The organism is Kitasatospora sp. GAS1066B, from assembly GCF_041262605.1.
In the GTDB taxonomy this organism is placed as follows: domain Bacteria; phylum Actinomycetota; class Actinomycetes; order Streptomycetales; family Streptomycetaceae; genus Kitasatospora.
The window spans coordinates 187,739-212,788 of the sequence record NZ_JBGCCO010000015.1; the positions used below are offsets into that span (position 1 = coordinate 187,739).

Annotated in this window: 15 protein-coding genes; 5 read left to right on the forward strand and 10 right to left on the reverse strand. The window is 70.3% G+C overall.

Going from position 1 to position 25,050, the window contains the following annotated elements; all coding sequences use genetic code 11:
* Positions 1–2: 2 nt before the first annotated feature.
* Both ABH937_RS19030 and ABH937_RS19035 read left to right on the forward strand, forming a co-directional pair.
* Positions 3–4,118 carry an amino acid adenylation domain-containing protein gene (locus tag ABH937_RS19030; protein WP_370218919.1) on the forward strand — a complete coding sequence of 1,372 codons (4,116 nt, stop codon included), beginning with the start codon at positions 3–5 and terminating at the stop codon, positions 4,116–4,118.
* A gap of 252 nt (positions 4,119–4,370) precedes the next feature.
* A complete protein-coding gene (locus tag ABH937_RS19035) occupies positions 4,371–5,126 on the forward strand; it encodes a lanthionine synthetase C family protein (protein ID WP_370218920.1) in 756 nt (251 codons plus the stop codon).
* 362 nt (positions 5,127–5,488) lie between these two features.
* On the opposite strand, the gene ABH937_RS19040 is transcribed toward ABH937_RS19035, so the two are convergent.
* Positions 5,489–5,905, reverse strand: a complete 417-nt coding sequence (locus tag ABH937_RS19040; RefSeq protein WP_280694907.1) for a hypothetical protein — start codon at positions 5,903–5,905, stop codon at positions 5,489–5,491.
* Between the two features lie 365 nt (positions 5,906–6,270).
* Between ABH937_RS19040 and ABH937_RS19045 the strand changes: the two genes are divergently transcribed.
* Positions 6,271–6,573 (forward strand): hypothetical protein, encoded by a 303-nt coding sequence (locus ABH937_RS19045; protein ID WP_280694908.1) that lies wholly within the window; start codon positions 6,271–6,273, stop codon positions 6,571–6,573.
* A gap of 114 nt (positions 6,574–6,687) precedes the next feature.
* Here ABH937_RS19045 and ABH937_RS19050 read toward each other — a convergent pair whose 3' ends face one another.
* Together ABH937_RS19050 and ABH937_RS19055 are read right to left on the reverse strand one after the other, a co-directional pair.
* Positions 6,688–6,843 (reverse strand): hypothetical protein, encoded by a 156-nt coding sequence (locus ABH937_RS19050; protein ID WP_280694909.1) that lies wholly within the window; start codon positions 6,841–6,843, stop codon positions 6,688–6,690.
* 29 nt (positions 6,844–6,872) lie between these two features.
* Entirely contained in the window at positions 6,873–7,007 is a 135-nt protein-coding gene (locus ABH937_RS19055) for a hypothetical protein (RefSeq protein WP_280694910.1), read from the reverse strand.
* Positions 7,008–7,353: 346 nt separating this feature from the next.
* Here ABH937_RS19055 and ABH937_RS19060 point away from each other — a divergent pair, with 346 nt between their 5' ends.
* Positions 7,354–8,874, forward strand: a complete 1,521-nt coding sequence (locus ABH937_RS19060; protein ID WP_370218921.1) for a helix-turn-helix domain-containing protein — start codon at positions 7,354–7,356, stop codon at positions 8,872–8,874.
* 55 nt (positions 8,875–8,929) lie between these two features.
* Here ABH937_RS19060 and ABH937_RS19065 read toward each other — a convergent pair whose 3' ends face one another.
* From ABH937_RS19065 to ABH937_RS19095, 7 genes are all read right to left on the reverse strand, one after another.
* A complete protein-coding gene (locus ABH937_RS19065) occupies positions 8,930–9,448 on the reverse strand; it encodes an RICIN domain-containing protein (RefSeq protein ID WP_370218922.1) in 519 nt (172 codons plus the stop codon).
* A gap of 206 nt (positions 9,449–9,654) precedes the next feature.
* Complete coding sequence (sbnB, locus tag ABH937_RS19070; RefSeq protein WP_370218923.1) at positions 9,655–10,665, reverse strand: 2,3-diaminopropionate biosynthesis protein SbnB; 1,011 nt, start codon at positions 10,663–10,665, stop codon at positions 9,655–9,657.
* Between the two features lie 62 nt (positions 10,666–10,727).
* Complete coding sequence (gene sbnA, locus ABH937_RS19075) at positions 10,728–11,678, reverse strand: 2,3-diaminopropionate biosynthesis protein SbnA (protein ID WP_280694914.1); 951 nt, start codon at positions 11,676–11,678, stop codon at positions 10,728–10,730.
* Positions 11,675–12,949: a glutamate synthase-related protein gene (locus ABH937_RS19080; protein ID WP_370218930.1), complete on the reverse strand. Its 1,275-nt coding sequence runs from the start codon at positions 12,947–12,949 to the stop codon at positions 11,675–11,677. The genes sbnA and ABH937_RS19080 overlap by 4 nt, the downstream gene beginning before the upstream one ends.
* A gap of 20 nt (positions 12,950–12,969) precedes the next feature.
* The gene (locus ABH937_RS19085) at positions 12,970–13,998 is read right to left on the reverse strand and encodes an asparagine synthetase A (protein ID WP_370218924.1); all 1,029 of its coding nucleotides are present in this window, start codon (positions 13,996–13,998) and stop codon (positions 12,970–12,972) included.
* Between the two features lie 54 nt (positions 13,999–14,052).
* Complete coding sequence (locus ABH937_RS19090; RefSeq protein WP_370218925.1) at positions 14,053–15,414, reverse strand: methylaspartate mutase; 1,362 nt, start codon at positions 15,412–15,414, stop codon at positions 14,053–14,055.
* Positions 15,401–15,925, reverse strand: coding sequence for a cobalamin B12-binding domain-containing protein (locus ABH937_RS19095; protein ID WP_370218926.1), 525 nt, complete (start codon positions 15,923–15,925; stop codon positions 15,401–15,403). Before ABH937_RS19095 ends, ABH937_RS19090 begins: the two co-directional genes overlap by 14 nt.
* Positions 15,926–16,211: 286 nt before the next feature.
* On the opposite strand from ABH937_RS19095, the gene ABH937_RS19100 reads away from it, so the two are divergent.
* Positions 16,212–24,905 (forward strand): amino acid adenylation domain-containing protein, encoded by an 8,694-nt coding sequence (locus ABH937_RS19100; RefSeq protein WP_370218927.1) that lies wholly within the window; start codon positions 16,212–16,214, stop codon positions 24,903–24,905.
* Positions 24,906–25,050 lie beyond the last annotated feature (145 nt).

Sequence of the window (25,050 nt, forward strand, 5' to 3'; positions counted from 1 at the left end):
TCATGAACGAGATTCCCGATCCAAATTCCAGCGTCACGTCCGTCCAGTCGCGCCTGCTCTCCCGGATCCGCCGGCGGGCGACCGCCGACCGCATCGCCCGCCGGGACATCAGCGGCCCGCTGCCACTCTCCTTCGCCCAGCAACGACTCTGGTTCCTGGACCAGTTGGAGCCCGGCGGCGCCGAGTACCTGATGCCGTGCGCGCTGCGGATCACCGGGACGCTCGACCTGGACGCGCTGGAGGCCGCCCTGTCAGGGCTGGTCACGCGGCACGAGGTGCTGCGAACCCGGTTCGTCGCCGACGACACGGGCCAGCCCGCCCAGCTGGTCGAGGCGCCGTGGCCGGTGTCCGTGACCGTCCACGACCTGCGGACAGACGGTGAATTGACTGACCGTCAGGCTGCGGCGCGGGAGCTGCTGCGCAATGCTGCGAGCCTGCCGTTCGAACTGGCGGCGGGGCGGCCCCTGCGGGCGGACCTGGTACGGATGGCGCAGGACGAGCAGTACCTGCTGCTGACCGTGCACCACATCGCCTCGGACGGCTGGTCACAGGGCATCCTCGCCCGCGAGCTGCGGGCGCTCTACGCGGCAGCGCTGACCGGGCAGGCGGCCGAACTGCCGGAGCCCGCCGTGCAGTACGCCGACTTCGCGCTCTGGCAGCGCCAGTGGCTGACCGGCACCACCCTGGAGCGCCAGCTGGGCTACTGGCGCGCACAGTTGGCCGGCATCGAGCCGCTGGAACTGCCCACCGACCACCGCCGGCCCGCGCGGCACGGCGGCAGCGGGGACACGGTGCTGTTCAGCGTTCCGGCCGAGGTGACCGAGCGGCTGAAGAGCGCGGCGGCAAGTGAGGGCGCGAGTCTGTTCATGGTCCTGCTGGGGGTGTTCCAGCTGCTGCTGTCCAAGTACAGCGGACAGCAGGACATCGCGGTGGGCACCCCGATCGCCGGCCGCAACCGGGCCGAGATCGAGGACGTGATCGGGTTCTTCGTCAACACGCTGGTGCTGCGCACCGATCTCTCGGGGGACCCGACCTTCGGCGAGCTGCTGGCGCGGGTCAAGGAGGCGGCGCTGGGCGCGTACGACCACCAGGACCTGCCGTTCGAGCGGCTGGTGGAGGAACTGGCGCCCGAGCGCGACCTGTCGCGCAACCCGCTCTTCCAGACGATGCTCGTGCTGCAGGCTCCGGAGAGCAGCGGCGAGTCCGCGGACGGGGGTTGGGGGCTCGCCGGCACGCGGGTGGAACCCGTGGAGCTCAAGCGGGGTTTCGCGAAGTTCGACCTGACGCTCAACCTGGTGGAGAGCGGCGACGGCCTGCTGGCGGCTCTGGAGTACCGGACCGATCTCTTCGAACCAGCCACGATGGAGCGGCTGGTGGGGCACTTCCAGACACTGCTCGCCGGGGTGGCCGCACGGCCGGAGGCGCGGTTGAGCGAGCTGGAGATGCTGACGGCGGCGGAGCGGCAGCAGATCGTCGTCGACTGGAACGCCACGGGAGGTGACTACCCGGACACCGCCACCATCCACTCGCTGATCGAGGAACGGTGCGAGCGCGATCCCGACGCCATCGCCCTCACGTACGGGGAAAGTGTTCTGACGTACCGTCAGGTCAACGAACGGGCCAATCAGCTCGCTCACCACCTGCGCGACCAGGGCGTCACTCCCGACACGCTGATCGCCGTCTGCCTGGACCGCAGCCCCGACCTCATCTGCGCACTGCTCGGCATCCTCAAGGCCGGCGCCGCCTTCGTGCCGCTCGACCCCGACTACCCCACCGACCGCATCACCTACATGATCGAAGACACCGCCACACCCCTGGTCATCACCCACAGCACCCACGCCGAGAGGCTGCCAAGCGGCACACCGCTCCTGCTGGTCGACCAGGACTGGCCCACCGCAGCCGCAACCAGCAACCCCGCACCCATCGCCACCCCCGACCACCTCGCCTACCTCATCTACACCAGCGGATCCACCGGCCGACCCAAGGGCGTCCAACTCGACCACCGAGGCGTCGTCAACTACCTCCACTGGTGCGACCTGAACTACCCCACCCAGACCGACAACGGCATCGGCACCCTCCTCTACTCCTCCGTCACCTTCGACCTCACCATCACCGCCCTCTTCCTCCCCCTCATCCAAGGCCAACAACTCGCCATCCCCGTCCCCGCAGCCGACCAGAGCGCCTTCGACGCCGCCATCGACCTCATCCTCACCGGCACCGAGATCAGCTTCCTCAAAGCCACCCCCTCCCACCTCGAACTCCTCACCACCCACCTGGAGCACAGCGGCAAGCACCACAACATCGCCACCATCGTCGCCGGCGGCGAAGACCTCTCCCCCACCCTCGCCAACCGCATCCTCACCACCGGCACCGGCCACACCGTCATCGCCAACGAATACGGCGCCACCGAAGGCTCCGTCGCCAACGTCATGAGCCTCAACACCACCATCGACCCCACCGCCGGAACCACCCCCGTGGGGACAGCGATCACCAACACGACGGCCTACATCGTCGACCGCCACAACCACCCCGTCCCCATCGGCATCCCCGGCGAATGCCTCCTCGGCGGCATCTGCGTCGCCCGCGGCTACCACAACCGCCCCGAACTCACCACCACCCGCTTCGTCGACCTGGACCTCAACGGCGCCACCGAACGCGTCTACCGCACCGGCGACCTCGTCCGCTGGCGCGAAGACGGCCACATGGAGTTCATCGGCCGCATCGACAACCAAGTCAAACTCCGCGGCTACCGCATCGAACTCGGCGAAATCGAAAACAACCTCCTCACCCACCCCACCATCACCGCCACCACCGTGGTCCTGCGCCAGGACACCCCCAGCGACAAGCGCCTCGTCGCCTACCTCGTCTCCACCAACACCCCCACCACCACCGAACTACGCACCCACCTCCAACACCACCTCCCCGACTACATGATCCCCACCACCTACATCACCCTCCCCCACCTCCCCCTCACCCCCAACGGCAAAATCGACCAGAAAGCCCTCCCCACCCCCGACCACCACCGCCCCGACCTCGACGCCACCTACACCCCACCCCGCACCCCGGTGGAAGAGGCGATCGCGGGTGCCTGGAGTGCGGTGCTGGGCATCGAGCGAGTCGGCATCCACGACAACTTCTTCGAGCTCGGCGGGCAGTCGATCAACGCGGTCCGGATCGCCTCCCGGATCAGCGAGGCCGGTTGGCGAGTCAGCCTGCAGCAGATCATGCGGCACACCACGATCGCCGAGCTGGCGGCCGCGCTCACCGAGCCGTCGCCCAGCGGAACGGCCGCTACCGCCGCTCCCGCCGGGCTGATCGTCCACCTGTCGGATGCCCAGGCGGTCGGCCTCCCGCGCCTGTTCTGCGTCCACCCGGGCGGCGGCAGCACGCACTCGTACCGGCAGCTGGCCGCCCGGCTGGCCGGTGCGTTCGATGTCTACGGCGTGCAGGCGGCCGGGTTGAACCCGGGCGAGGCGCCGATCATCGGCATCGAGGCGATGGCGGCCCGGTACTGGGCGGAGATCCGCTCGGTCCAGCCGGAGGGGCCGTGCCTGCTGCTCGGCTGGTCGACGGGAGCGGTGGTGGCGCACGAGCTGTGCGTGCAGCGCCCGGATGACGTCATGGCGGCGTTCCTGCTCGAACCGGCCGTCACCGGTCCGGAGCAGCGCGCGCGGTTCGAGCGCTACACCGAGGTCTACCAGCAGGTCAACGCCCTCTGGCAGCACGGCCAGCGGCAGACCGGGGCCGACCGTGCCGCAACCGAACGCGCCCTCAAGCAGCTTGCGCCGCAGATGAACATCGAGGTGGACGCCGTCACCCTGGACGAGTGGCTCCCCTACGAGGTGCTGGAGGCGGAGGTCCGCTCGCTGGCCGCCTACCAGCCCGGCCGCGCTTTCACGCGCGGAACCCTCTTCGTCAGCGAGTCGGTCCGCACCGCCGGCCCGGAGGACAGCGCCGACGAGGTGGGCCCCGCCGAGTACACCGCCCACTGGCAGCGGTGCTACCCCGCCGGCCTGGAGATCCTGGACCTGCCCGGGCGACACCTGCAGATGGTGAAGGGCGCCGAGCAATTGGAGGCACTGGCCTCGGCGCTCGACAAACTGGAGCGGAATATCTGACCCGTCGTCAGCTCTTGTCTGGGTGACCAGGGTTTTTGTCCTGGTCACCCAGGGGCGCTTTCCGAAAAGACCGTCGTCCACGAGTCACGTACCCGCGAAACATGCGACACGGCAAGCAAAATGCGGTGACGGATCGCGGTCAAACCTCATCGCCAAATCGGCCAAAGAGGAATCGAATCCAGCCTTCGAACAGATCGACCTCCGTTGCTGCGACAGCGCGCCACCCTTGGCGAAGGCGTGGCCGGCGTGGCCATGACCCACCTCGCTCTGCACCGCCATGACCGGGACGAGCGGCACCTGGACCGCGCGGCACAATTGCGCGCGACCATCCCGGACGATCCGGAGCTGACGCCCCTGCTCGGTCCCGACGACGCCACCGGCCTGCTGCACGGCAGGCCCGGGGTGGCGCTGCTCGACTACTACCTGCACCACCTCACCGGCGACCCGACGGCGATCCGGCGCGGCCTCGCCCTGCTGCGCACGGAGGCCGGGCGCGCGGTCGAGTATCCCGGGGGCGGCCTGGCGTTCCGGATCTCCACCACCGACAACCGGTTGTTCCCCTACCTGCATCGGGGCTCGGCGGGCCTGGCCCTGGTCGCCGACCGCTACCTGCCGCACCTCGACGAGTCGGCCGGTGCCGAGTGGACCAGCACCGAGTTGGCCACGCTCATCGAGAGGTGCCTGACGCCCGGCTCCGTCCCGACCACCGCCTACAGCGGCCTGTACGAGGGGCGCGCCGGGCTGGTGCTCGCGCTCGCGGACCACGCGACCTGGACCGGCTCACCGGCCGACCGCGAGACCGCCTTGGCCGCCGCCCGCCGGCTGTACTGCCACGCGGTCACCCACCCCACCGGCGTGCGGTTCTCCGGCGAGCACACGTTCCGGCTCAGCGCCGACCTGTGGAGCGGTTCGGCCGGCGTCCTGCTCGGGCTGACCCGGCTGCTCGACGGCCCGGTTGATGCCTTCTTCACACTCGACGACCTGGTCCGGTCCGCTGCTCCGCGCTGAGCATTCGAACTGGCCGAGCGACTGTCACAGCCGCTCCCCCCAGATGTCCCCGGTCGGCCGGGGCACACGCAACCGGTCCTGCGCACAGGGACCGATAACAGAAGGGAAGTCTCCGATGTCCGAGGTTCTCGCTCTGCAGATGCTCGAGGAGCCCAACAAGCTGGTCGTCCTCAGCTGTGAGGGCTGCACCAGCACCACCGCCAGCACGGGCTGTGGCTCGTGACCCTGTCCTGATCGACGGAGAAGGGGCCCGGCCGATGCCCGTTCGATCTCCCGGGCCCCTGACCGGAATCTGACGGTCAGGCAGTGCGACGGTGGGTGACCAGGGGTTCGTCCCCTGGTCACCCACCGGTGCTTCCGTGTCAGCCGACGACGTACACCCACGGGCTCTCGCCGCCGTACCAGTAGGTGGGGCTGGTGAAGTACGAGACGCCGTAGTACGTTCCGGTGCCCACGGACACCCAGTTGGAGTAGACCGCCCCGTTGGGGCCCCAGACGACCGCGCAGTTGCGGCTGCCGTTGACCACGTTCTGGTTGCTGTCCACGACCTCCGCGCAGAGGGTGATGTCGGTGTTGTTGGAGCCCGACGTGAAGGCGCCGGACTGGACGCCGTTCCCACCGTTCCCGCCGACGCAGGTCTGGATCGAGAGACCGTCCGCCGGCAGGGGGGCGCGACAGCCCCCGACGGAGGTGGAGGCCGAGGCGGACCCGGCGGTGGCGAGTCCGGCGGCCGCGGCGAGCACGACGGCTCCGGACGCGGCGGCGAGGCGAAGCTTCAAGGTATCTCCCTCGTAGTCGAATTGGCGGCAGCTAGAAGCCGTCAGGCTCCCCCGTGCGCCGCTGAGCCCACCCTGACGCCCCGCGCTCACCGCCGGCTCACCGATGCCTTACGCCACTGCGCGCGGGCCCGGCCCGGGGCCGGCGCGGGTCACCCGTCCGTGTGAAAAACCGCCTGACCCCGGTAGACCAGCGGTAACGTCAAGGGCCATGAATCAGCAGACCTGTCCACGCTGCGCGGGCACCGGGGTGACCGAGAAGGTCCGGTACACCGTCGAGACCTGCCCTGACGGGCGGCAGCAGCCCAGGACGGAGAGCTACCTCTCACCCTGCGACCACTGCGGCGGGAAAGGCCATGTGAACTGAGATGCGACTTGTCTTCCAGTGCACCGAGTGCGGGATCAACTACCTGCCGCCAGAGGGTCTCACCTACGGAGACGGCAGTCCGGCCAGCCCACTGTGGTGCACCGAGCATCTGAGCGTGATGCGTGAACGCGGGGTCAGCGAGCCCCCGTCGGCCGTCGCCATCGCGCTGCTGGCCGCCCGGCAGCGAGCAGCGGACCCGGCCGTCGAGCAGGGCGCACCCCGACCGGACGTCCGCCCCTCCCGCCCGACCCGCACCCGCCGCGGGGCGAAGTCGCCGGGGGGCGGGCGGTCGAAGCTCCGCTGATCCCGCGGTTGCCTGCCGCGTCTCGGGAGGGCAGCAGGTTGCTCTGACTGCTTGGTACTGCAACCGCATCGCAGCGCACCAGGCATCCGCTCGCCCTCCCTCGCGCTGCTCGGTTCACTCGCTGGTCGGCGACGTCGGTTCGGCTTCGCTCTCCGCCGCCGATGTGTCCTCGGCGGTCGTGTCCGCCGCCTCCGTCGCCGCGGTGGTCTCCTCGGCTGTGTCCGTGCTGGCGTCGCCCTTGTCGGCGCGGCCACCCCCCCAACCAGGCATACCTTCCCTCTCTCCCTTGTGCTGTCAGGTCACTCGCTCGACGGCTCGGCTTCGGCCGCCTGTGGTTCCTCGACGATGCTCTGCTCCTCAGCCCGCTCCGCCGCGGGCTCGGTGTTCGTCGCGGTTTCGGTGTTCTTGGTGCCGCCGCCGGTCACGTCAGGCATGCGCTTTCCCCCCCAGCGTGGTTCCCGGTTCCCGTTCTGAGCATCCCCCAGAGGATTCGGGGAGCAGCGGCCCGGCCGCCCGTCATGGGGCAGCGGGGCTGTTTCAACCGCCCCAACCGGTGAAGTAGATGTAGTTCAAGGTCGCGTGCAGCTGGCGGGGCGGCGTGTGCGGCTCCCCCTCAGCCGCTCACCAACCTAGGACCGGCGACGCATCGTGTGAAGTGCCAAGTTGCACGGTGAAGCGGGGGTTCCGGTGCCGGACTGCACTGTGAGTTCTGTTGTGCTCCTACCAGCCCGCTGCCTATTCTGTGACCGCACCAATCTGCGAATGTCTCTCGGGGGCGAGATGCAGGGTGATCTGCGTGCGGACGTGGCGTCTGTCGGGCGGATTCGACGGGCCGACGATTTGCTGGACATGCAGCGTGCTGCCCGAAAGGGCGGCACCCCGCTGGTGCTTCGCTGGCTGGCTTGCCGCATCGGCGCTGACGTGTTTCTGATGAACTCTGCTGGCACTCTGGCCCACCCGCCCCAGGCTCCCCTGGGCGACGCCCGGCGTGGTCTCGCGCTGCGCGGTGCAAGAGAGTTGGCTGAGCGGCGGCTGGGTTCGGTTGCCATCGACCAGGACGGGCTTACGTGCATCGTCCTTCCCCTCGACGGATCACGGGGCGCCTCCGCACCTCTCCTCGCCGCCGTGGTGCCCCGGCCGACCCCGCCTGAGCTGCCCCTCCTGCTCGCCGATGCCACCTCCGTGCTGAGCCTGAGTTGGCTGGCGGAACACACCCGGCGCCAACAGCGTCGGCTGAGGATCGCCGACGCCGGGACTCGGGAAGCAGTCCTCCACTTGCTGCTGAACGGTCATACCTCCGCCGCGCGCCAGGTCGCGGGGGCGCTGCGCCCGGCTCTGCCTGCGGTGGTACGGGTGTACGTCATCGAGGGGCCGCCGGAAGTTCGTGGCCGGCTGGCCAGGGAACTGGCCAACGTGGCCGAAGGCGCATGGATCGTGCCGTGCCCGGTGTACTCCGATCACCACTTCATGCTCGCGCCTGGCGACGGTGCCCCGACCCGGGTGTGGCCGTCTGAGCTGGCGGCCGCCTGCTGGATCGGAGAGAGCAACGCGGTGCCCCTGCGGGAGACCGCAACCGGCTACGCTCAGGCGTTCCACGCCCTCGCCACCGCACGTAGCTCCTCAGAACGGCACGCTTCGTTCACGGCCAACCCCGACCTGACGCTGACCATCGGGCCCGCCGCGGCGACCTGGGCCGAGACCTTCCTCGCGCCGATCCGCGCCCACCGCCCCAGGCGGCCCCAGGACCCCGACAGCACAGAACTTCTGGCGACCGCCGCCTCATGGCTCAACTTCCACTCCAGCACGACAGCCCACCTGAAGATCCACCGCAACACCCTGAGCGCGCGCCTGACCCACATCCAAGAACTGCTCGGCCTGAACCTGCATCGGCTCGCCGACCAATCAGCGCTGGCACTCGCTCTGCGGACGACCACCACCAGGATCCCGCCCCCGCGAAAGCACGACGCCTCAGGCGCGGAGCAGGCATCGCCCACCCTGGACGAGCTCTTACTGCTGCCCCGGACAGGGGCGTGGGCCCAACAGCAGTTCCGTCCTGTGACCGCGCCCGACGCGCCGGCACCCATCGCGGAAACCCTCACCACCTGGCTGCGCCTCGACGCACACATCGGCCCCACCGCGGACGCACTGGCCATCTCGGAATCCGCCGTGCGCAAGCGACTGACACGGAGCGAAGCACTGCTCAAACGCTCGCTGCTGCAGTCCCCCAGCGCTGTCCACGACCTGTGGCTCGCGCTCCGCGCCCTCGAACTGGCCGAGCCAGGCGAGCTTCGAGGTCGATGAGCTTCGGGAGATACCGACCGCGCTCGGCGAGCGCACCGACCTCCGAGCCGGACGGTCAGCCGCGTTCCGTCGCCGACTCGTCGGACGGGCACGGCTCGCCGCCCGGCGGGACGGGCTCGAAGCGCCAGGTGGTCGCCGTGTCGCAGGGCTGGAGGGTGCCGCTGCTGCCGGGGACGATGGTGGCGCACAGACCGGTCTCGACGTTGCGCAGCTTGGTGGGTGCAGCGGCGTCCGTCGGCACGAGCCACTGCTGCGGGAAGATGCACGGGTAGACGATCAGCTTGTTCGGCACGTCGCGGTCGAGGCACCTCTGGTCGCGTCCGGAGCTGGTGAGGTCGACGAGGGTGGCCTGGCCCGGGCGCTCGTTCTCGACCCGCCACCGGGTGCAGGCACCGAGGACGGCGGGCACCCCGCCAATCGCGGTGTTGCGGGTGCCAGGGGTGAGGCAGCTGCCCGTGGCGAGGTCGCGGATCACGTAGACGCCGTTGTCCAACGCCTGGGCGGGCGTGGCGAACGCGGCGGCGCCGGCGAGCGAGCAGGCCAGGGAGAGAAGCAGGGTACCGACACGTTTCACGGCTGGACGCTCCAGGAGAGGCGAGGGCGGCGGGCAGAAAGGTCCTGACGGTAGGAAGGTCACACGTCCGCCCGCCGCGCCCGCCGCGCCCCGCCGCTGCTCCCCCGGGCATCACCCGTCCGGTGGTCGGAGGCCGTCCGGCAGCACGGCCGGCGCGGGCACCGTGGTGGCCCGGTCGTGCGACGCCAGCCGCGTGCCCCGGGCGCTCACCACCGCGACAGCTCCGGGAAGAAGCCGGGGATCTCGGTGGCCCGCCCCTGTTCCAGGGCCGTCCGGTAGATGTGCGCGCCCACGGCCAGGTCCAGCACGCCCAGTCCGAACGGGGAGAAGATGGTGGTGCGGTCCTGGTGGAGCGTCACCTCGCCGCGCAGCACGTCCGCCAGCGTGCCGGTGATGAAGTCGCGGGTGCCGTACTCGAGTTCGGTGAGGTGTGGGGAGGTCTGCGCGGTCAGGCAGTGGTCCACGTCGTCCAGGATGTTGTGGCACTTGATCATCACGGTGGGGTGGATGTCGCGCAGCGAGAGGTTGAGGATCAGCTGGTCGGGGCGCAGCGTCTGCTCGTCGCTGAGCCACGGGGCGGGGGCGGTGGTGGCGAGGATGACCAGGTCGGCCATGGCGAGCGCGGAGTCGATGTCGTCGGCCCGCTGCGCGGAGGTCCAGCCGTGGGTCTCGCGCAGGTAGGAGGCGAAGTTGTCGGCGTAGGCGTCCACGTGGTCGTGGACCAGGCAGTCGCCGACCGCCAGGCCCCGCGCCGCGAGGAAGTTGGAGACCGTGCGCCCGATCACCCCGGCGCCGACGAAGAGCACGGTACGCGGGCGCTCGCCCGGCTGCAGCGTCTCCACCGCCAGCGCGGCGGAGGCGGCGGTGCGGGCGGCGCTGATCTGCGAGGCCTCCAGGCAGGCGAAGGGGTAGCCGGTCTCGGCGTCGTTGAGGATCAGCACGGCCGAGGCGCGCTGCAGGTTCTGCTCGACGTTGGGCGGGTAGCTGGCGATCCACTTGAGCCCGGAGACCGGCTGCTCGCCGCCGAGGTGGGCGGGCAGCGCGATGATCCGGCAGCTGGGCTTGTCCGGGAACCGCAGGAAGTAGCTGTTGGGGTTCACCGTCCGGCCCAGGCTGTGCGCCAGGTAGGTGTCCCGGACCAGCTCCAGGATCTTCGCCGGGGCGGCGGCGATCACCTCCTGGGTGAGGGTGCCGTCGACCACGTGGAAGGAGGTCATGATGCTTCCTCTCAATTGTTTTTGACGATCAGTCAGAACGAGAGAAGTCAGAACGAGAGAAGTCAGAACGAGAGAAGTCCGTACCGCTCCGCCACCCAGGCGTCGTTGTACACGGTGCGCAGGTAGCGCTCGCCGAGATCGGGCGAGATCGCGGCGATCCGGCTGCCGGCCGGGAAGCCCGCCGCGTAGTGGCGGACGGCCGCGAGCACCGAGCCGGTGGAGCCGCCGGTCAGCAGGCCGTGGTCACGGGCCAGCCGGCGGCACTCGCGGATCGCCTCCGGCTCGGCCACCAGCACCACCTCGTCGGCGAGTTCGGGCCTGCACAGCTCCGGCGGGCGGCTGGCGCCCAGGCCGGGCAGGAACCGCTGTCCGGGACGGGTGCCGAAGATCACCGAGCCGACCGCGTCGACCGCGACGATCCGGGTCTCGGGCGAGTACTCGCGCAGGTACTGGGCGCAGCCGACGAAGGTGCCGGTCGAACCGGCGCCGACGAACAGGTAGTCGATCTGCTGCAGCTCCTTGAGCATGCTGCGCCCGGTCTGCTCGTAATGGGCGCGCGGGTTGGCCTGGTTGGCGTACTGGTTGAGCCAGAGCATCCGCGGGTCGGCGGCGGTGCGCTGCTGGATGTAGGCGATCCGGGAGGCCAGAAAGCCGCCGTTGGCATCCAGGCTGTCGACCACCACGACCTCGGTGCCCAGCGCCCGCATGTGGTCGGCGCTGGTGGTGGAGGTGTTCGGGTCGACCACGCAGGTGAAGGGGTAGCTCTTGGTGGCGCAGATCGAGCTGAGCGCGATGCCGAGGTTGCCCGAGGAGGACTCGATGATCGGGGTGCCGGGCGCGAGCAGGCCGCGGTGCTCGGCGTCCTCGATCAGGCTGAGCGCGGTCTTGAGCTTGACCGAGCCGGCCGGATTGAGCCCCTCCAGCTTGAGGAAGACATCCGATCCCGCCACCAGTTCGGGCAGTTGGAGGAAGATGTCGTCGGTGACCATCTCGTAGCCGTGCCGGTAGATCATGATGAGGCCTCCCACAGATCCTCGTGGCCGAGCTCCGCGGTGGCGTACTTGCCCAGCGCGCTGATCAGCAACTTCATCTCCAACTCCATTGCCTGAAGCAGTCGTTCGAGCCCGTGTTCGGGGTCCTCGTCGACCGCGACCAGCGCCGCCCGGCCCAGGCCCACGGCCGAGGCGCCGAGCGCGAGCAGCTTGACCGCGCGCGGGCCGTGCCAGACCCGGCCGCTGGCCAGCAGGGTGCCCCGCCCGGTGTCGATCCGGCGCAGGCACTCGGCGAGCGGCAGGCCGACGTGATCCAGGAACGCGGTCGGTGCCCAGCCGGTGCCGCCCTCCGCGCCGTCCACGGTGACCGCGTCGGCGCCGGCCTGCCAGGCGACCTCGGCGGCCTGCCCGACGTCGCGGCCGGGGAAGAGCTTGACCCAGCAGCGGGCCCGCGGGTAGTTGTTGCGCATCAGGTGGATCTGCTGCCGGAAGATCTCCTCGGTGAACGTGCCGGGCGAGGAGCAGCGCAGCACCGGCCCGTCGACGACCAGGCGCTCGATGGCGTACTGGTCGTCCAGACCGGCGACCGCCGCCTCGCTGATCATGGTGAGCCCGCCGAGGCCGGGCTTGGCGCCCTGACCGACCTTCAGCTCGAAGGCCAGGCGTCCGGTCGCGAGCAGCTCGCCGACCGCCGGATCGCTGTAGACCTGGTTCCACACCTCGGAGTTGGCGTCCTCGGTGCTCTGCTGGACACAGATTCCTCCTACGGTGTCAGGGAGTTCCTCCAGGTACGCGTGGATCCGCTCCAGCAGGCCCTTGCGGTGCTCGTCGCCGCTGGTCCGGAAGCCGTTCATCGGGGCGACGTTCTCGCCGATGATCATCGGGATGCCGAGCCGCCCGGCCTGCCGGCTGATGCCCAGGCTGGTGTTGGCCGCCCGGGTCGAGCCGAGCGCCGAGACGTACACCGGCAGCGGGGAGTCGAGCCCGCCGAAGGAGGCGGCCAACCGGACGTCGGAGTAGAGCGGTTCGCGACCCAGGTCGATCAGCTTGGCGAGCCGGCCCGGCATGAAGAGCGGCGGGGCCAGGCGCAGCGCGTCGATGGCGTCGATGGCGTCGATCGCGTCGGCAGAGCCGGTGGCCGGGGGGCGGTGCGGGCCGGCACCGTAGACGGCGCTGCCGTAGTCGGCCAGCGGGGGGAAGACGGCGGCAGCGCCGTCCCGGGCCCGACGCCGGACCTCGGTCTCGGGGAAGCCGGGTGCGGTGAGGGCGTTAGCGGCGTTCACGGTGTTCATGGCGTTGACGGTGCTGGCGGTCACGGCGAGACCACCCCCGCGAGCTTCGGGAAGGCGGTGGCCTGCCAGACCGAGTCCAGTCCGGCGACCCAGCGGGTCAGCCGCTCGACGCCGATGCCGAAACCGGCGCTGTTCGGGATGCCGTTGCGGACCACGTCCAGGTACCAGGCGTACTTGGCCGGGTTCTCGCCGGTCTCCCGCATCCGCGTGATGATCTTCGCGTACTCGAACTCCCGCTCGCTGCCGCTGCACAGCTCGCCGCAGCCTTCCGGAGCGATCAGGTCGAAGTTGAGCAGGGTGCCCGGATCCTCCGTGCTCTCCTTGTCGTAGAAGCCGCGCGAGCCCTTGGGGTAGCCGACCACGAAGAACGGCGCCGCGGCGTCCCGGGAGATCAGCTCCTCGGCCTGCCACTCGATCTCGGTGCCGGCGGCCTGCGGGTAGCCCTTGGCGCGCAGCCGCTCGACCACCTCGCCGTGCGGGATCCGGGCGAACGGCGCGGCCACGAAGGCCTGCAGCGCGGCGGTGTCGCGCTCCAGCGCCGCGAGCTCCTCGGCGCACTCGGCCAGCACCTTGGTCACCGCGTGCCGGATCACCCCCTCGACCAGGTCCATCGCCTCGTCCCGGGTGGCCCTGGCCACCTCGACGTCGATCTGCCGGAACTCGGCCAGGTGACGGCGGGTGGAACTGGTCTCGATCGGCTCCAGGCGGACGTTGGGCGCGACCAGGAAGATCCGGTCGAAGGTGAGCAGCGAGGCCTGCTTGTACAGGATCGCACTGGTCATCAGCTTGTAGTGGTGGCCGTAGAAATCGATGTCGGCCTGCTTGGCGCCGCGCGAACCGGGATCGGTCACCGGGCCGATGATCGGGTGCGTCATCTCCACCGAACCACCGGCCCGCAGGTGTTCACGGGCGCCGGCCAGCAGCGCCTGCTGGATCCGCAGCGTCGCCCGGGTACGCGGGTCGGCCAGGTGCAGGCGCGGCAGCGGGAGGATGTCGGCATCGGGGACGGGCATGGCGGTGCTGAGCGGGCGGTCGATCTGTGTGGTCATCGTGGGATTCCTCTGGGTACTGGTTCCTGGGTACTGGGCGCTGGTTGTTCGATCTCAGGCGGTCTGGCGCAGGTCGGCCGGGTCGGCGGTGTCGGCGGTGTCGGCGGTGTCGGCGGTGTCGTAGCGGGACCGCACATAGCTCAGGGCGTGCAGCAGGCGGGTCGAGGTGAGCTGCGCCGAGCGGTGCGCGGGCGTCAGGTGGCCGATCGGCAGCGAGCCGGTACGGCTCCACTCCAGGCGCCCCTGCTCGGTGATCACGCTCCGCGCCCGGCCGGCGTTGTCCGGGTGCAGGCAGTACGGGACGTCCAGGTACCCCTGGGCGAAGGCCCGCACCAGCGCCTTGCCGATGTCCTCGTTCAGCCCGAGCACCGCGTCGATCAGTGCCCGCGCCTCCTCCTTGATCCCGGTCGAGACGGGAGCGGCCGGCAGGCGCTCGGTGGCCGCGCCGGCCCTGGCGGCGGTTTCGAGCGCGGTGACGTTCTCCGCGATCGACGGGATCCGCTGCGCCTCGGCGGCGGTCTTGACGATCAGCCGGGTGGAGCCGGTGCGCACCGCCAGCCGGGCCGCGTCGGCCACCAGGCTCAGCGCGCCCCGCTCGGTGCTCGGATACAGGCCCATGTAGGCGTAGATGACCACGTGCCAGCTGGTGTCGCCCAGCAGCTCCGCCGCGATCTCGTGCAGCGCGAGCACCGCCTCCTGGTCCTGGACGGCGTCGGTCTGCTGGGCGTAGCTCAGCGAGATGCTGTGGATGCCGTGCCGGCGGAAGAAGAGGCCTTCCAGCACGGTGATGGCGATCAACAGGGACGGCGGGCAGAGCTGGCCCAGCATGCAACCGCCGAAGCTCTCCAAGTGCGGCTCGACGCCGCGTTCGCGCAGCGCGGCGAGCTTGTGGCAGGCCTCTTCCCAGGCCTGCACGGACTGCCGGATCGGGGTGCGGCTGTAGGGCAGGCAGTAGGAGATCGGGCCGCCTTCGGTGGCGTCCAGTCCGGCCTCGATCAGGGCGTCGAAGATCCGGCCCGGCAGCGACGAACCATGGCGGACCTGGACCGGAAAGTCCCGGTCCCGGATGCCCGCCAGCATCGCCTCGGTGGTCGCGGTGGGGAAGTTGACGATCGGGTAGCCGTTCAGCGGCCGGCGCTCGCGCAGGGCTCGCTCGGCGGTGGCGAAGTCGCCGACCCGGGTGAAGCTGTCCAGCGTCAGGGTGCCGACCGTGGTGGCGTTCGCGGCCTTGGTGGCGCTCAGGCCCGCCCGCATCCGGGCCGGGTCGCTGAAACCCATCCGGGGCTGCACGACCAGCGCGCCGCGCCGGCGGGCGGCGTCCAGCACCGCGTGGAAGGTGGCACCGGGGCTGTGGTCGCGCGCGGCTCCGCCGCCCGTGACGGCATCGAGGGTGCGATAGGGCTCAACGGATCGCATCGGCGTAGGCCCTCCGGTCCAGGCCGCCGGCCGGCGGTGTGAGCGGGCGGGCGACCGGCTCGGGCAGCCGCTCCAGCAGCGCCAGCAGCTCCGGCACCGCCGTCTCGCCGACCAGGACGGCGTCGAAGCCGGCCTCCAGCAGCGGCAGGAAGTCCGCGTCGGTCCGCGATCCCGCGGTGTCGAGCTTGCCGCCGATCACCAGCGGCACCTGCCGCAACTCCTCGCTGGCCCGGACCGCGCGGGCCAGGTCCAGGCCTTCGTGCAGGCCGTGCCCGTTGACGGTGCTGATCACGATCAGGTCGGGCCGGACCTGCGCCGACTCGCCGACCAGGGTCGCCACCGGCACGCAGGCACCGAGGTTGGTGACCGCGCAGCCGTGTTCCTCCAGCAGCAGCTGCAGGTAGAGCAGGTTCCAGGTGTGCGAATCGGAGGGGATGGTACTGAGGACGACGTTGCGCGTGCCGAGACCGGGTGCGAACGCGTTGTTCGGGGACTGCTGCCGCAGTGCCACAGCCGACCTACCTCTCTCTTCACCGTGTGGAAGGCCGCGATCGGATCGACCGGGCCCGGTACCCCCGTGGCTGGCGCCGCCGGCGTCGACGCGCTCGTGGCGGTCTCCGACGGGCGACGGACTCATCGTGGCCAGCGCGCCGCTCCGGTGGCACTGGGTACTTGTGACCGCCCGCCCGGGCGGCACTTCCGACCACTGGGTCGCCGTCCGGGCCGGCCCTAGCGTCGTCATCGCGGACATCTCTCCGCGACGAGCGTGCTATGGACGACGTGTTGGGAGTGGAACGGTGACTGACCACCAGATGGATGACCGGCAGCGGACCTTGGCCGGCCTGGAGCCGCTGGAGCTGCCCACCGACCGTCGCCGGTCCGCGACGGCGTCCGGGTCCGGGTGCGGCGGCGACCGCGACGGCGTCGCCTTCGAGCTGCCGGGCGGACTTCCTACCCAACTCACCAGTCAGCACGCCTTGCTGACGGTGTTTCAGGTGCTGCTGGCGAAGTACAGCCGGCAGCAGGACATCGCCGTACGGATGCCTACGGACCGGGCCGGAGAGGGGGACGGGGACGGGGAGGTGGTGATCGTCCGCACCGATCTGTCCGGTGACCCGACCTTCGCGCAGTTGCTCGAGCAGGTTGCGGCGAACGCTGGCGCTGCTGCTCAACATCCTTTCTCCGAGCGTCAGTTCGGCGCTGACTTCGACGCACTTCGGCTGCCGGCCTTCGGCTTGCGCGCAACCGGCGAGCTGGGCCTGATCATCACCGGGTCACAGGCGGTGGTGGAGTACCGCGCCGACCTCTTCTCGCCGGCGACGGTGACCCGCCTGGCCGGACACTTCCGGACGCTGCTGGCGGCGGTCGCACAGCGGCCGGCGGCCCGGCTGTCCGAACTGGAGCTGCTCACCGCCGCCGAGCGGGAGCAGTTGCTGGTGGAGTGGAACGACACCGCCGTGCCCTTTCCGCAGGATATGACGGTCCATCAACTGATCGAGGCACGGGCGACCTCGCACCCGGAGATCCCGGCGATAGGCAACTTTACGTACCGTCAACTCAACAAGCAGGCCAACCAGTTAGCGCACCACCTGCGCGCCCGGGGCGTCGGGTCGGGCAGCCTGGTGACGGTCTGCCTGGAGCGCGGTCCGGAACTGGTCTGCGCGCTGCTGGGCATCCTCAAGTCCGGTGCGGCATACGTGCCGATGGACCCCGAGTACCCGGCGGACCGGCTCGCCTACCTGGTCGAGGACTCCAGCACCCCACTGATCATCACCCACACCCGCCACACCGACCGCCTCCCGGACAACGTCCCGCACCTGCTCGTCGACCAGGACTGGCCGGCCGGTGACAGCACCGACCTGACGCCCACCGCCAGCTCGCGGGACCTCGCGTACGTCATCTACACCTCCGGCTCCACCGGCAAGCCCAAGGGCGTCCAGGTCGAACACCGCAGCGTGGTCAACCTCATCCACTGGACCAACACCACCTTCGGCACCCGCCCCGGCGACCCCGTCGCTCTCCTCGCCGGCGTCGCCTTCGACGCCGCCGCCTGGGAACTCTGGCCCGCCCTCACCGCCGGCGCCACCTGCCACACCCCCACCGACAACACCCGCCTCACCCCCACGCTCCTCCAACAGTGGCTCACCAACCAGCACATCCGTGGCACCTTCCTCTCCACACCGATGCTGGAAGCCCTCGCCGCGCTCCCCTGGGACCAGGGCACGAGCCTGGAGTACGTGCTGACCGGCGGCGACCAACTCCGCCTCCCCGCCGGCTGCCGATTGCCGTTCCGCATCCACAACAACTACGGCCCCACCGAAGCCACCGTCCTGGTCACCTCCACCGAAATCACCCCCGGCGACCCCCTCCCCCCCATCGGCCGCCCGATCGACAACTGCACGGTCTACGTGGTGGACCAGTACGACCGGCCGGTGCCGGTGGGGATTCCGGGCGAGCTCCTGATCGGCGGTAGCGGCCTCGCCCGCGGCTACCTGGGCCGACCCGACCTCACCGACGAGAAGTTCACCCACACCCCCTACGGACGCGCCTACCGCACCGGCGACCTCGTCAAATGGCGCGGCGACGGACAGTTGGAGTTCCTCGGCCGAATCGACAACCAGGTCAAACTCCGCGGCTACCGCATCGAACTCGGCGAAATCGAAGCCACCCTCCTCACCCACCCAACGGTCACCACCGCCACCGTCCTCCTACGCGAAGACACCCCCGGCAACAGGCGCCTGGTCGCCTACCTCACCCCCAACAACCTCAACCCCGACCACCTACGCGCCCACGCCGCACAGCACCTGCCCGACTACATGATCCCCACCACCTTCATCACCCTCGACCACCTCCCCCTCACCCCCAACGGCAAGACCGACCGCCGCGCCCTCCCCACCCCCGATCTCGCCACCACCTACACCGCCCCGCGCACCCCCCTCGAGCGGACGGTCACCAGCATTTGGGCCGAGGTGCTGGGCGTCGACCGGGTGGGCGTGCACGACAACTTCTTCCAGCTCGGCGGCCACTCCCTGCTCGCCACCCAGGTGACCTCGCGGCTGCGCACCGCACTCGGCGTCGACGTCCCGTTCCGAGGTCTCTTCGCCGCGCCGACGCCTGCCCAACTCGCCGTCACGATCGGCGAACTGGCGACCGGCGCGGTGTCCGCGCTGACTCCCGCGCCGCGTGACGGCAGCCCGCTGCCGCTCTCCTTCGCCCAGCAACGCCTCTGGTTCCTCGACCAACTCGAGCCCGACAGCACCGACTACCTCATCCCGTTCGCTCTACGCATCACCGGCCCCCTCAACCCCACCGCCCTCCAACACGCCCTCACCACACTCACCACCCGCCACGAAATCCTCCGCACCCACTTCCCCACCAACCCCAACGGCGAACCCACCCAACACATCAACCCACCCACCCCACCCACCATCACCACCCACGACCTCCGCCACCACACCCACCCCACCACCCGCGAAACCCACGCCCAACACCTCCTCCTCACCGAAGCCCGCCGCCCCCTCAACCTCACCACCGGCCCCCTGCTCCGAACCACCCTGATCCGCCTCGCCGAGCAGGAGCACATCCTCGTCATCACCGTCCACCACATCGCCTTCGACGGCTGGTCGGTGTCCGTCCTCTCCCGTGAACTCACCGAGCTGTACGCCGCCTCGGTCGGCACGGACACCGCCGGGTTGCCCGACCTCCCCTTGCAGTACGCCGACCTCGCCGTCTGGCAGCGCCAGTCGCTGAGCGGTGAGCAGCTGGATCGCCAGCTCGACTACTGGCGCGAGCAGTTGACCGGCATCGAGCCGCTGGAGCTGCCCACCGACCACCGTCGCCGCCCGGCCGAACGCCATGCCCCCGCGGCCGCTGCGCACTTCACGATCCCCGCCGAGGTGACGGAGCGGCTACGGGCCACGGCCGCCGACAGCGGAGCCAGCCTCTTCATGACGCTGCTCGCCACCTTCCAGCTGCTGCTGGCCAAGTACAGCCGCCAGCAGGACATCACGGTCGGCACTCCGATCGCCGGCCGCAACCGAGCCGAACTCGAAACCATGATCGGCTTCTTCGTCAACACCCTCGTCATGCGCACCGACCTCACCGGCGACCCCACCTTCACCGAACTCCTCCACCGCGTCAAAGACACCGCACTCGGCGCCTACGACCACCAGGACCTCCCCTTCGAACGGCTGGTGGAAGAGCTGGCGCCGGAGCGGGAGCTGGCGCGCAACCCGTTCTTCCAGACCATGTTCGTCCTGCAGAACGTCCCCGACCTCGACACCTGGCAGCTGTCCGGGCTCGTCGTCGAACCGATCGCCCTCGATGCCCAGGACGCCAAGTTCGACCTGACTCTCACCGTCTTCGACGGGTCGGGCGTCGACCGGCCGGACGCGGGCCTGCGCGCGTCGGTCGAGTACCGCAGCGACCTCTTCGAGCCGGCGACGGTGACCCGGCTGATCGGCCACTTCCAGACCCTGCTGGCGGCGGTCGCACAGCGGCCGGCGGCCCGGCTGTCCGAACTGGAGCTGCTCACCGCCGCCGAGCGGGAGCAGCTGCTGGTGGAGTGGAACGACACCGCCGTGCCCTTTCCGCAGGATATGACGGTCCATCAACTGATCGAGGCACGGGCGACCTCGCACCCGGAGATCCCGGCGATAGGCAACTTTACGTACCGTCAACTCGACAAGCAGGCCAACCAGTTGGCACACCATCTGCGCGCCCGGGGCGTCGGGTCGGGCAGCCTGGTGACGGTCTGCCTGGAGCGCGGTCCGGAACTGGTCTGCGCGCTGCTGGGCATCCTCAAGTCCGGTGCGGCATACGTGCCGATGGACCCCGAGTACCCGGCGGACCGGCTCGCCTACCTGGTCGAGGACTCCAGCACCCCACTGATCATCACCCACACCCGCCACACCGACCGCCTCCCGGACAACGTCCCGCACCTACTCGTCGATCAGAACTGGCTCACCGGCCGCGCGGACAACCCGACCCCCACCGCCACCCCAACCGACCTCGCCTACGTCATCTACACCTCCGGCTCCACCGGCAAGCCCAAGGGCGTCCAGGTCGAACACCGCAGCGTGGTCAACCTCATCCACTGGACCAACGCCACCTTCGGCACCCGCCCCGGCGACGCCGTCGCCCTGCTCGCCGGCGTCGCCTTCGACGCCGCCGCCTGGGAACTCTGGCCCGCCCTCACCGCCGGCGCCACCTGCCACACCCCCACCGACAACACCCGCCTCACCCCCACACTCCTCCAACAGTGGCTCACCGACCAGCGGATCCGTGGCACCTTCCTCTCCACACCGATGCTCGAAGCCCTCGCCACCCTCCCCTGGGACTCCACCACTAGCCTCGAATACGTCCTCACCGGCGGCGACCAACTCCGCCTCCCCGCCGACACCCACCTCCCCTTCCGCATCCACAACAACTACGGCCCCACCGAAGCCACCGTCCTGGTCACCTCCACCGAAATCACCCTCGGCGACCCCCTCCCCCCCATCGGCCGCCCGATCGACAACACCGCCCTGTACGTCGTCGACCCCGACGGCCACCCCGTCCCCATCGGCATCCCCGGCGAACTCCTCATCACCGGCACCGGCCTCGCCCGCGGGTACCTGGGCCGACCCGACCTCACCGACGAGAAATTCACCCACACCCCCTACGGACGCGCCTACCGCACCGGCGACCTCGTCAAATGGCGCGGCGACGGACAGTTGGAGTTCCTCGGCCGAATCGACAACCAGGTCAAACTCCGCGGCTACCGCATCGAACTCGGCGAAATCGAAGCCACCCTCCTCACCCACCCGACGGTCACCACCGCCACCGTCCTCCTACGCGAAGACACCCCCGGCGACAAAAAACTCGTCGCCTACCTCACCCCCAACGACCTCAACACCGACCACCTACGCGCCCACGCCGCACAGCACCTGCCCGACTACATGATCCCCACCACCTTCATCACCCTCGACCACCTCCCCCTCACCCCCAACGGCAAGACCGACCGCCGCGCCCTCCCCACCCCCGAGGTCCAGCAGTCCGCCACGACCCACACCGCTCCCCGAACCGCCACCGAGCGCGCCGTGACCGCCATCTGGAGCGAGATCCTCGGGGTCGAGACCATCGGCGTGCACGACAACTTCTTCCAGCTCGGCGGCCACTCGCTGCTCGCCACCCAGGTCACCAGCCGGATCCGCCAGACCCTCGGCGTCGACCTGCCCGTGCGCACCGTCTTCGCCGCGCCGACCCCCGCTCAACTGGCGGCCGCCATCAGCACCTTGGACACCACCCAGGCGACCAGGATCACCCTCGCACCGCGTGACGGCAGCCCATTGCCGCTCTCCTTCGCCCAGCAACGCCTCTGGTTCCTCGACCAACTCGAGCCCGACAGCACCGACTACCTCATCCCGTTCGCCCTACGCATCACCGGCCCCCTCAACCCCACCGCCCTCCAACACGCCCTCACCACACTCACCACCCGCCACGAAATCCTCCGCACCCACTTCCCCACCAACCCCAACGGCGAACCCACCCAACACATCAACCCACCCACCCCACCCACCATCACCACCCACGACCTCCGCCACCACACCCACCCCACCACCCGCGAAACCCACGCCCAACACCTCCTCCTCACCGAAGCCCGCCGCCCCCTCAACCTCACCACCGGCCCCCTGCTCCGCATCGACCTCGTCCTGCTGTCGGACGAGGACCAGTTCCTCCAGCTGACGTTCCATCACATCATCGCGGACGGCTGGTCGGAGGGCGTCCTGGCCCGCGAGCTGCGCGAGCTCTACGCCGCCGCTCTCGGCCAAGGTGACACCGAGCTGACCGAACTCCCGGTGCAGTACGCCGACTTCGCGCTCTGGCAACGTGGCTGGCTGACCGGCGACGCGCTACGGGGTCAGCTGGACTACTGGCGCGAGCGGTTGACCGGCATCGAACCGCTGGAGCTGCCCACCGACCACCGGCGACCCACCCGGCGCGGCGCCGACGAGGACGGCACCGTCCTCTTCAGCATCCCCGCCGACCTCGCGGACCAGGTGCGAGCCATCGCCACCGACAGCGGGGCCAGCCTCTTCATGACGCTGCTCGGCACCTTCCAGCTGCTCCTGTCCAAGTACAGCCGCCAGCAGGACATCGCGGTCGGCACCCCGATCGCCGGCCGCAACCGAGCCGAACTCGAAACCATGATCGGCTTCTTCGTCAACACCCTCGTCATGCGCACCGACCTCACCGGCGACCCCACCTTCACCGAACTCCTCCACCGCGTCAAAGACACCGCACTCGGCGCCTACGACCACCAGGACCTCCCCTTCGAACGGCTCGTCGAGGAACTCGCACCGGACCGGGACCCGTCCCGCAACCCGCTCTTCCAGACCATGTTCGTCCTGCGGAACGCCTCGGAGGCCGCCGACTGGCAGCTGCCCGGCACCACCGTGACGCCGATCCCGGTCACCGGGCAGCAGGCCAAGTTCGACCTGACCCTCTCCCTCGTCGAGGAGGCCGACGGGGGGCTGCACGGCTCGGTGGAGTACCGCGCCGACCTCTTCGAGCCCGCGACGGTGACCCGGCTGATCGACCACTTCCGCACCCTGCTGACCGCCGTCACCGCCACTCCGCAGGCCCGGCTCTCCGAGCTGGAGCTGCTGGCCGGAGCCGAACGGCAGCAGGTCCTGGTGGAGTGGAACGACACCGCCGCCGACTTCCCGGACAGCACCACCATCCACCGGTTCTTCGAGGAGTGGGCCGAGCGCACCCCGGAGGTCGTCGCGGCCCGGAGCGAGACCGAAGAGTTGACGTACCGTCAGGTGAACGAGCGGGCCAACCGGTTGGCCCACCACCTGCGCGCGCTGGGCACCGTGCGGCCGAACACCGTGGTGGCCGTCTGCCTGGAGCGCAGTACCGACCTGGTCTGCGCGATCCTCGGTGTGCTGAAGTCCGGCGCCGGCTACCTGCCGCTCGACCCGGACTTCCCGGCCGAGCGGCTCGGCTACATGGTCGAGGACTCGCACGCACCGCTGGTCATCACCGACAGCCGGCATGCCGCGCGGTTCCCGGCCGGTGTGCCGCGGTTCCTGACCGACCGGGACTGGGACGGCCTTGCCGAGTTGCCCGACGACAACCCGCCGGCCCGCTCCGGCGCGGACGACCTGCTGTACACCATCTACACCAGCGGTTCGACCGGCCGCCCCAAGGGCGTCCAGGTCCGGCACCGCAGCCTGGTCAACCTGGTGCACTGGACGAAGCGGGACTACGCGCCCCGGGCCGGCGAGCCGATGGCCCTGCTCGGCGGGGTCGCCTTCGACGCCGGGGCCTGGGAGTTCTGGCTGGCCCTCACCTCCGGCGCCACCTGCTGCATCCCGACCGAGGCGGTCCGGCTGGCACCCCCGGTACTGCAGGAGTGGATCGTCGCGCAGGGGATCCGCGGCGCCTTCCTCTCCACCCCGATGCTAGAGTCACTGGCCGCGCTGCCCTGGGACGACGTGGCAGGCAGCCCGGACTACCTGCTCACCGGCGGCGACCAACTCCGGCTGCCCCCGGGCAAGCAGCTGCCGTTCCGGGTGGTCAACGGCTACGGCCCGACCGAGACCACCGTCATCGTGACCGCCGTCGAGGTGACCCCCGGCGACCCGCTCCCGCCGATCGGGCGCCCGCTGGCCAACGTCCGCGTCTACGTGGTGGATCGGGACAACCACCCGGTGCCGGTGGGGGTTCCCGGTGAGCTGCTGATCGGCGGCGTCGCGGTGGCCGTCGGCTACTACGGCCAACCGGAGCTGACCGCCGAGAAGTTCATCGACTTCGAGGTGGACGGCGGCACCCACCGGGTCTACCGCAGCGGCGACCTGGTGAAGTGGCGGGCGGACGGGCAGCTGGAGTTCCTCGGCCGGATCGACAACCAGGTCAAGCTGCGCGGCTTCCGGATCGAGCTCGGCGAGATCGAGGCCACCCTGCTCAGCCACCCGGCGGTCACCGCCGTCACCGTGATCGTCCGCGAGGACACCCCCGGGGACAAGCGCCTGGTCGCCTACCTGACCGTCGCCACCGGTGAACTTCCGCCCGCTGCTTCCGAGTTGCGCTCCCACCTGGAACCGCGGCTGCCCGGCTACATGATCCCCGCCGCCTTCGTCACCCTCGACCAGCTCCCGCTCACCCCCAACGGCAAGACCGACCGCCGGGCCCTCCCGGCCCCCGACCACCAGCGCCCCGAGGTGGCCGCCTACGCCGCTCCGCGCAACCCCGTCGAGAAGGCGATCACCGCCGCCTGGAGCGACATCCTGGGCCTCGACACCATCGGCATCCACGACGACTTCTTCCACCTCGGCGGCCACTCGCTGCTCGCCACCCGGGTCACCAGCCGGATCCGCCAGACCCTGGGCGTCGACCTGCCGGTCCGCACCCTGTTCACCTCCCCGACACCGGCCCAACTCGCCACCGCGATCCGGGAGATCATGCTGGCCGCGATCTCCGACCAGTTCGGCAAGGCGGGCTGACGGCCGCTCGACCAACCGCGTCGGGGCGCCCCCGGGGTGCGGGGGGGGCCCCCCCCCCCCGGGGGGGCCGGGGCGGAACCCGGGGGTGCCGCCCCCGGGGGGGTGCAACGCCCCCCGGGGGGGGGGGGGGGAGGGCCGCGGGGCG

Coding starts and splice junctions, on each gene's coding strand:
- ABH937_RS19030 (WP_370218919.1), top strand. CDS start 3: ATGAACGAGATTCCCGATCCAAATTCCAGCGTCACGTCCGTCCAGTCG.
- ABH937_RS19035 (WP_370218920.1), top strand. CDS start 4,371: ATGACCCACCTCGCTCTGCACCGCCATGACCGGGACGAGCGGCACCTG.
- ABH937_RS19045 (WP_280694908.1), top strand. CDS start 6,271: ATGCGACTTGTCTTCCAGTGCACCGAGTGCGGGATCAACTACCTGCCG.
- ABH937_RS19050 (WP_280694909.1), bottom strand. CDS start 6,843: ATGCCTGGTTGGGGGGGTGGCCGCGCCGACAAGGGCGACGCCAGCACG.
- ABH937_RS19055 (WP_280694910.1), bottom strand. CDS start 7,007: ATGCCTGACGTGACCGGCGGCGGCACCAAGAACACCGAAACCGCGACG.
- ABH937_RS19060 (WP_370218921.1), top strand. CDS start 7,354: ATGCAGGGTGATCTGCGTGCGGACGTGGCGTCTGTCGGGCGGATTCGA.
- sbnB (WP_370218923.1), bottom strand. CDS start 10,665: ATGACCTCCTTCCACGTGGTCGACGGCACCCTCACCCAGGAGGTGATC.
- sbnA (WP_280694914.1), bottom strand. CDS start 11,678: ATGATCTACCGGCACGGCTACGAGATGGTCACCGACGACATCTTCCTC.
- ABH937_RS19080 (WP_370218930.1), bottom strand. CDS start 12,949: ATGAACACCGTGAACGCCGCTAACGCCCTCACCGCACCCGGCTTCCCC.
- ABH937_RS19085 (WP_370218924.1), bottom strand. CDS start 13,998: ATGACCACACAGATCGACCGCCCGCTCAGCACCGCCATGCCCGTCCCC.
- ABH937_RS19090 (WP_370218925.1), bottom strand. CDS start 15,414: ATGCGATCCGTTGAGCCCTATCGCACCCTCGATGCCGTCACGGGCGGC.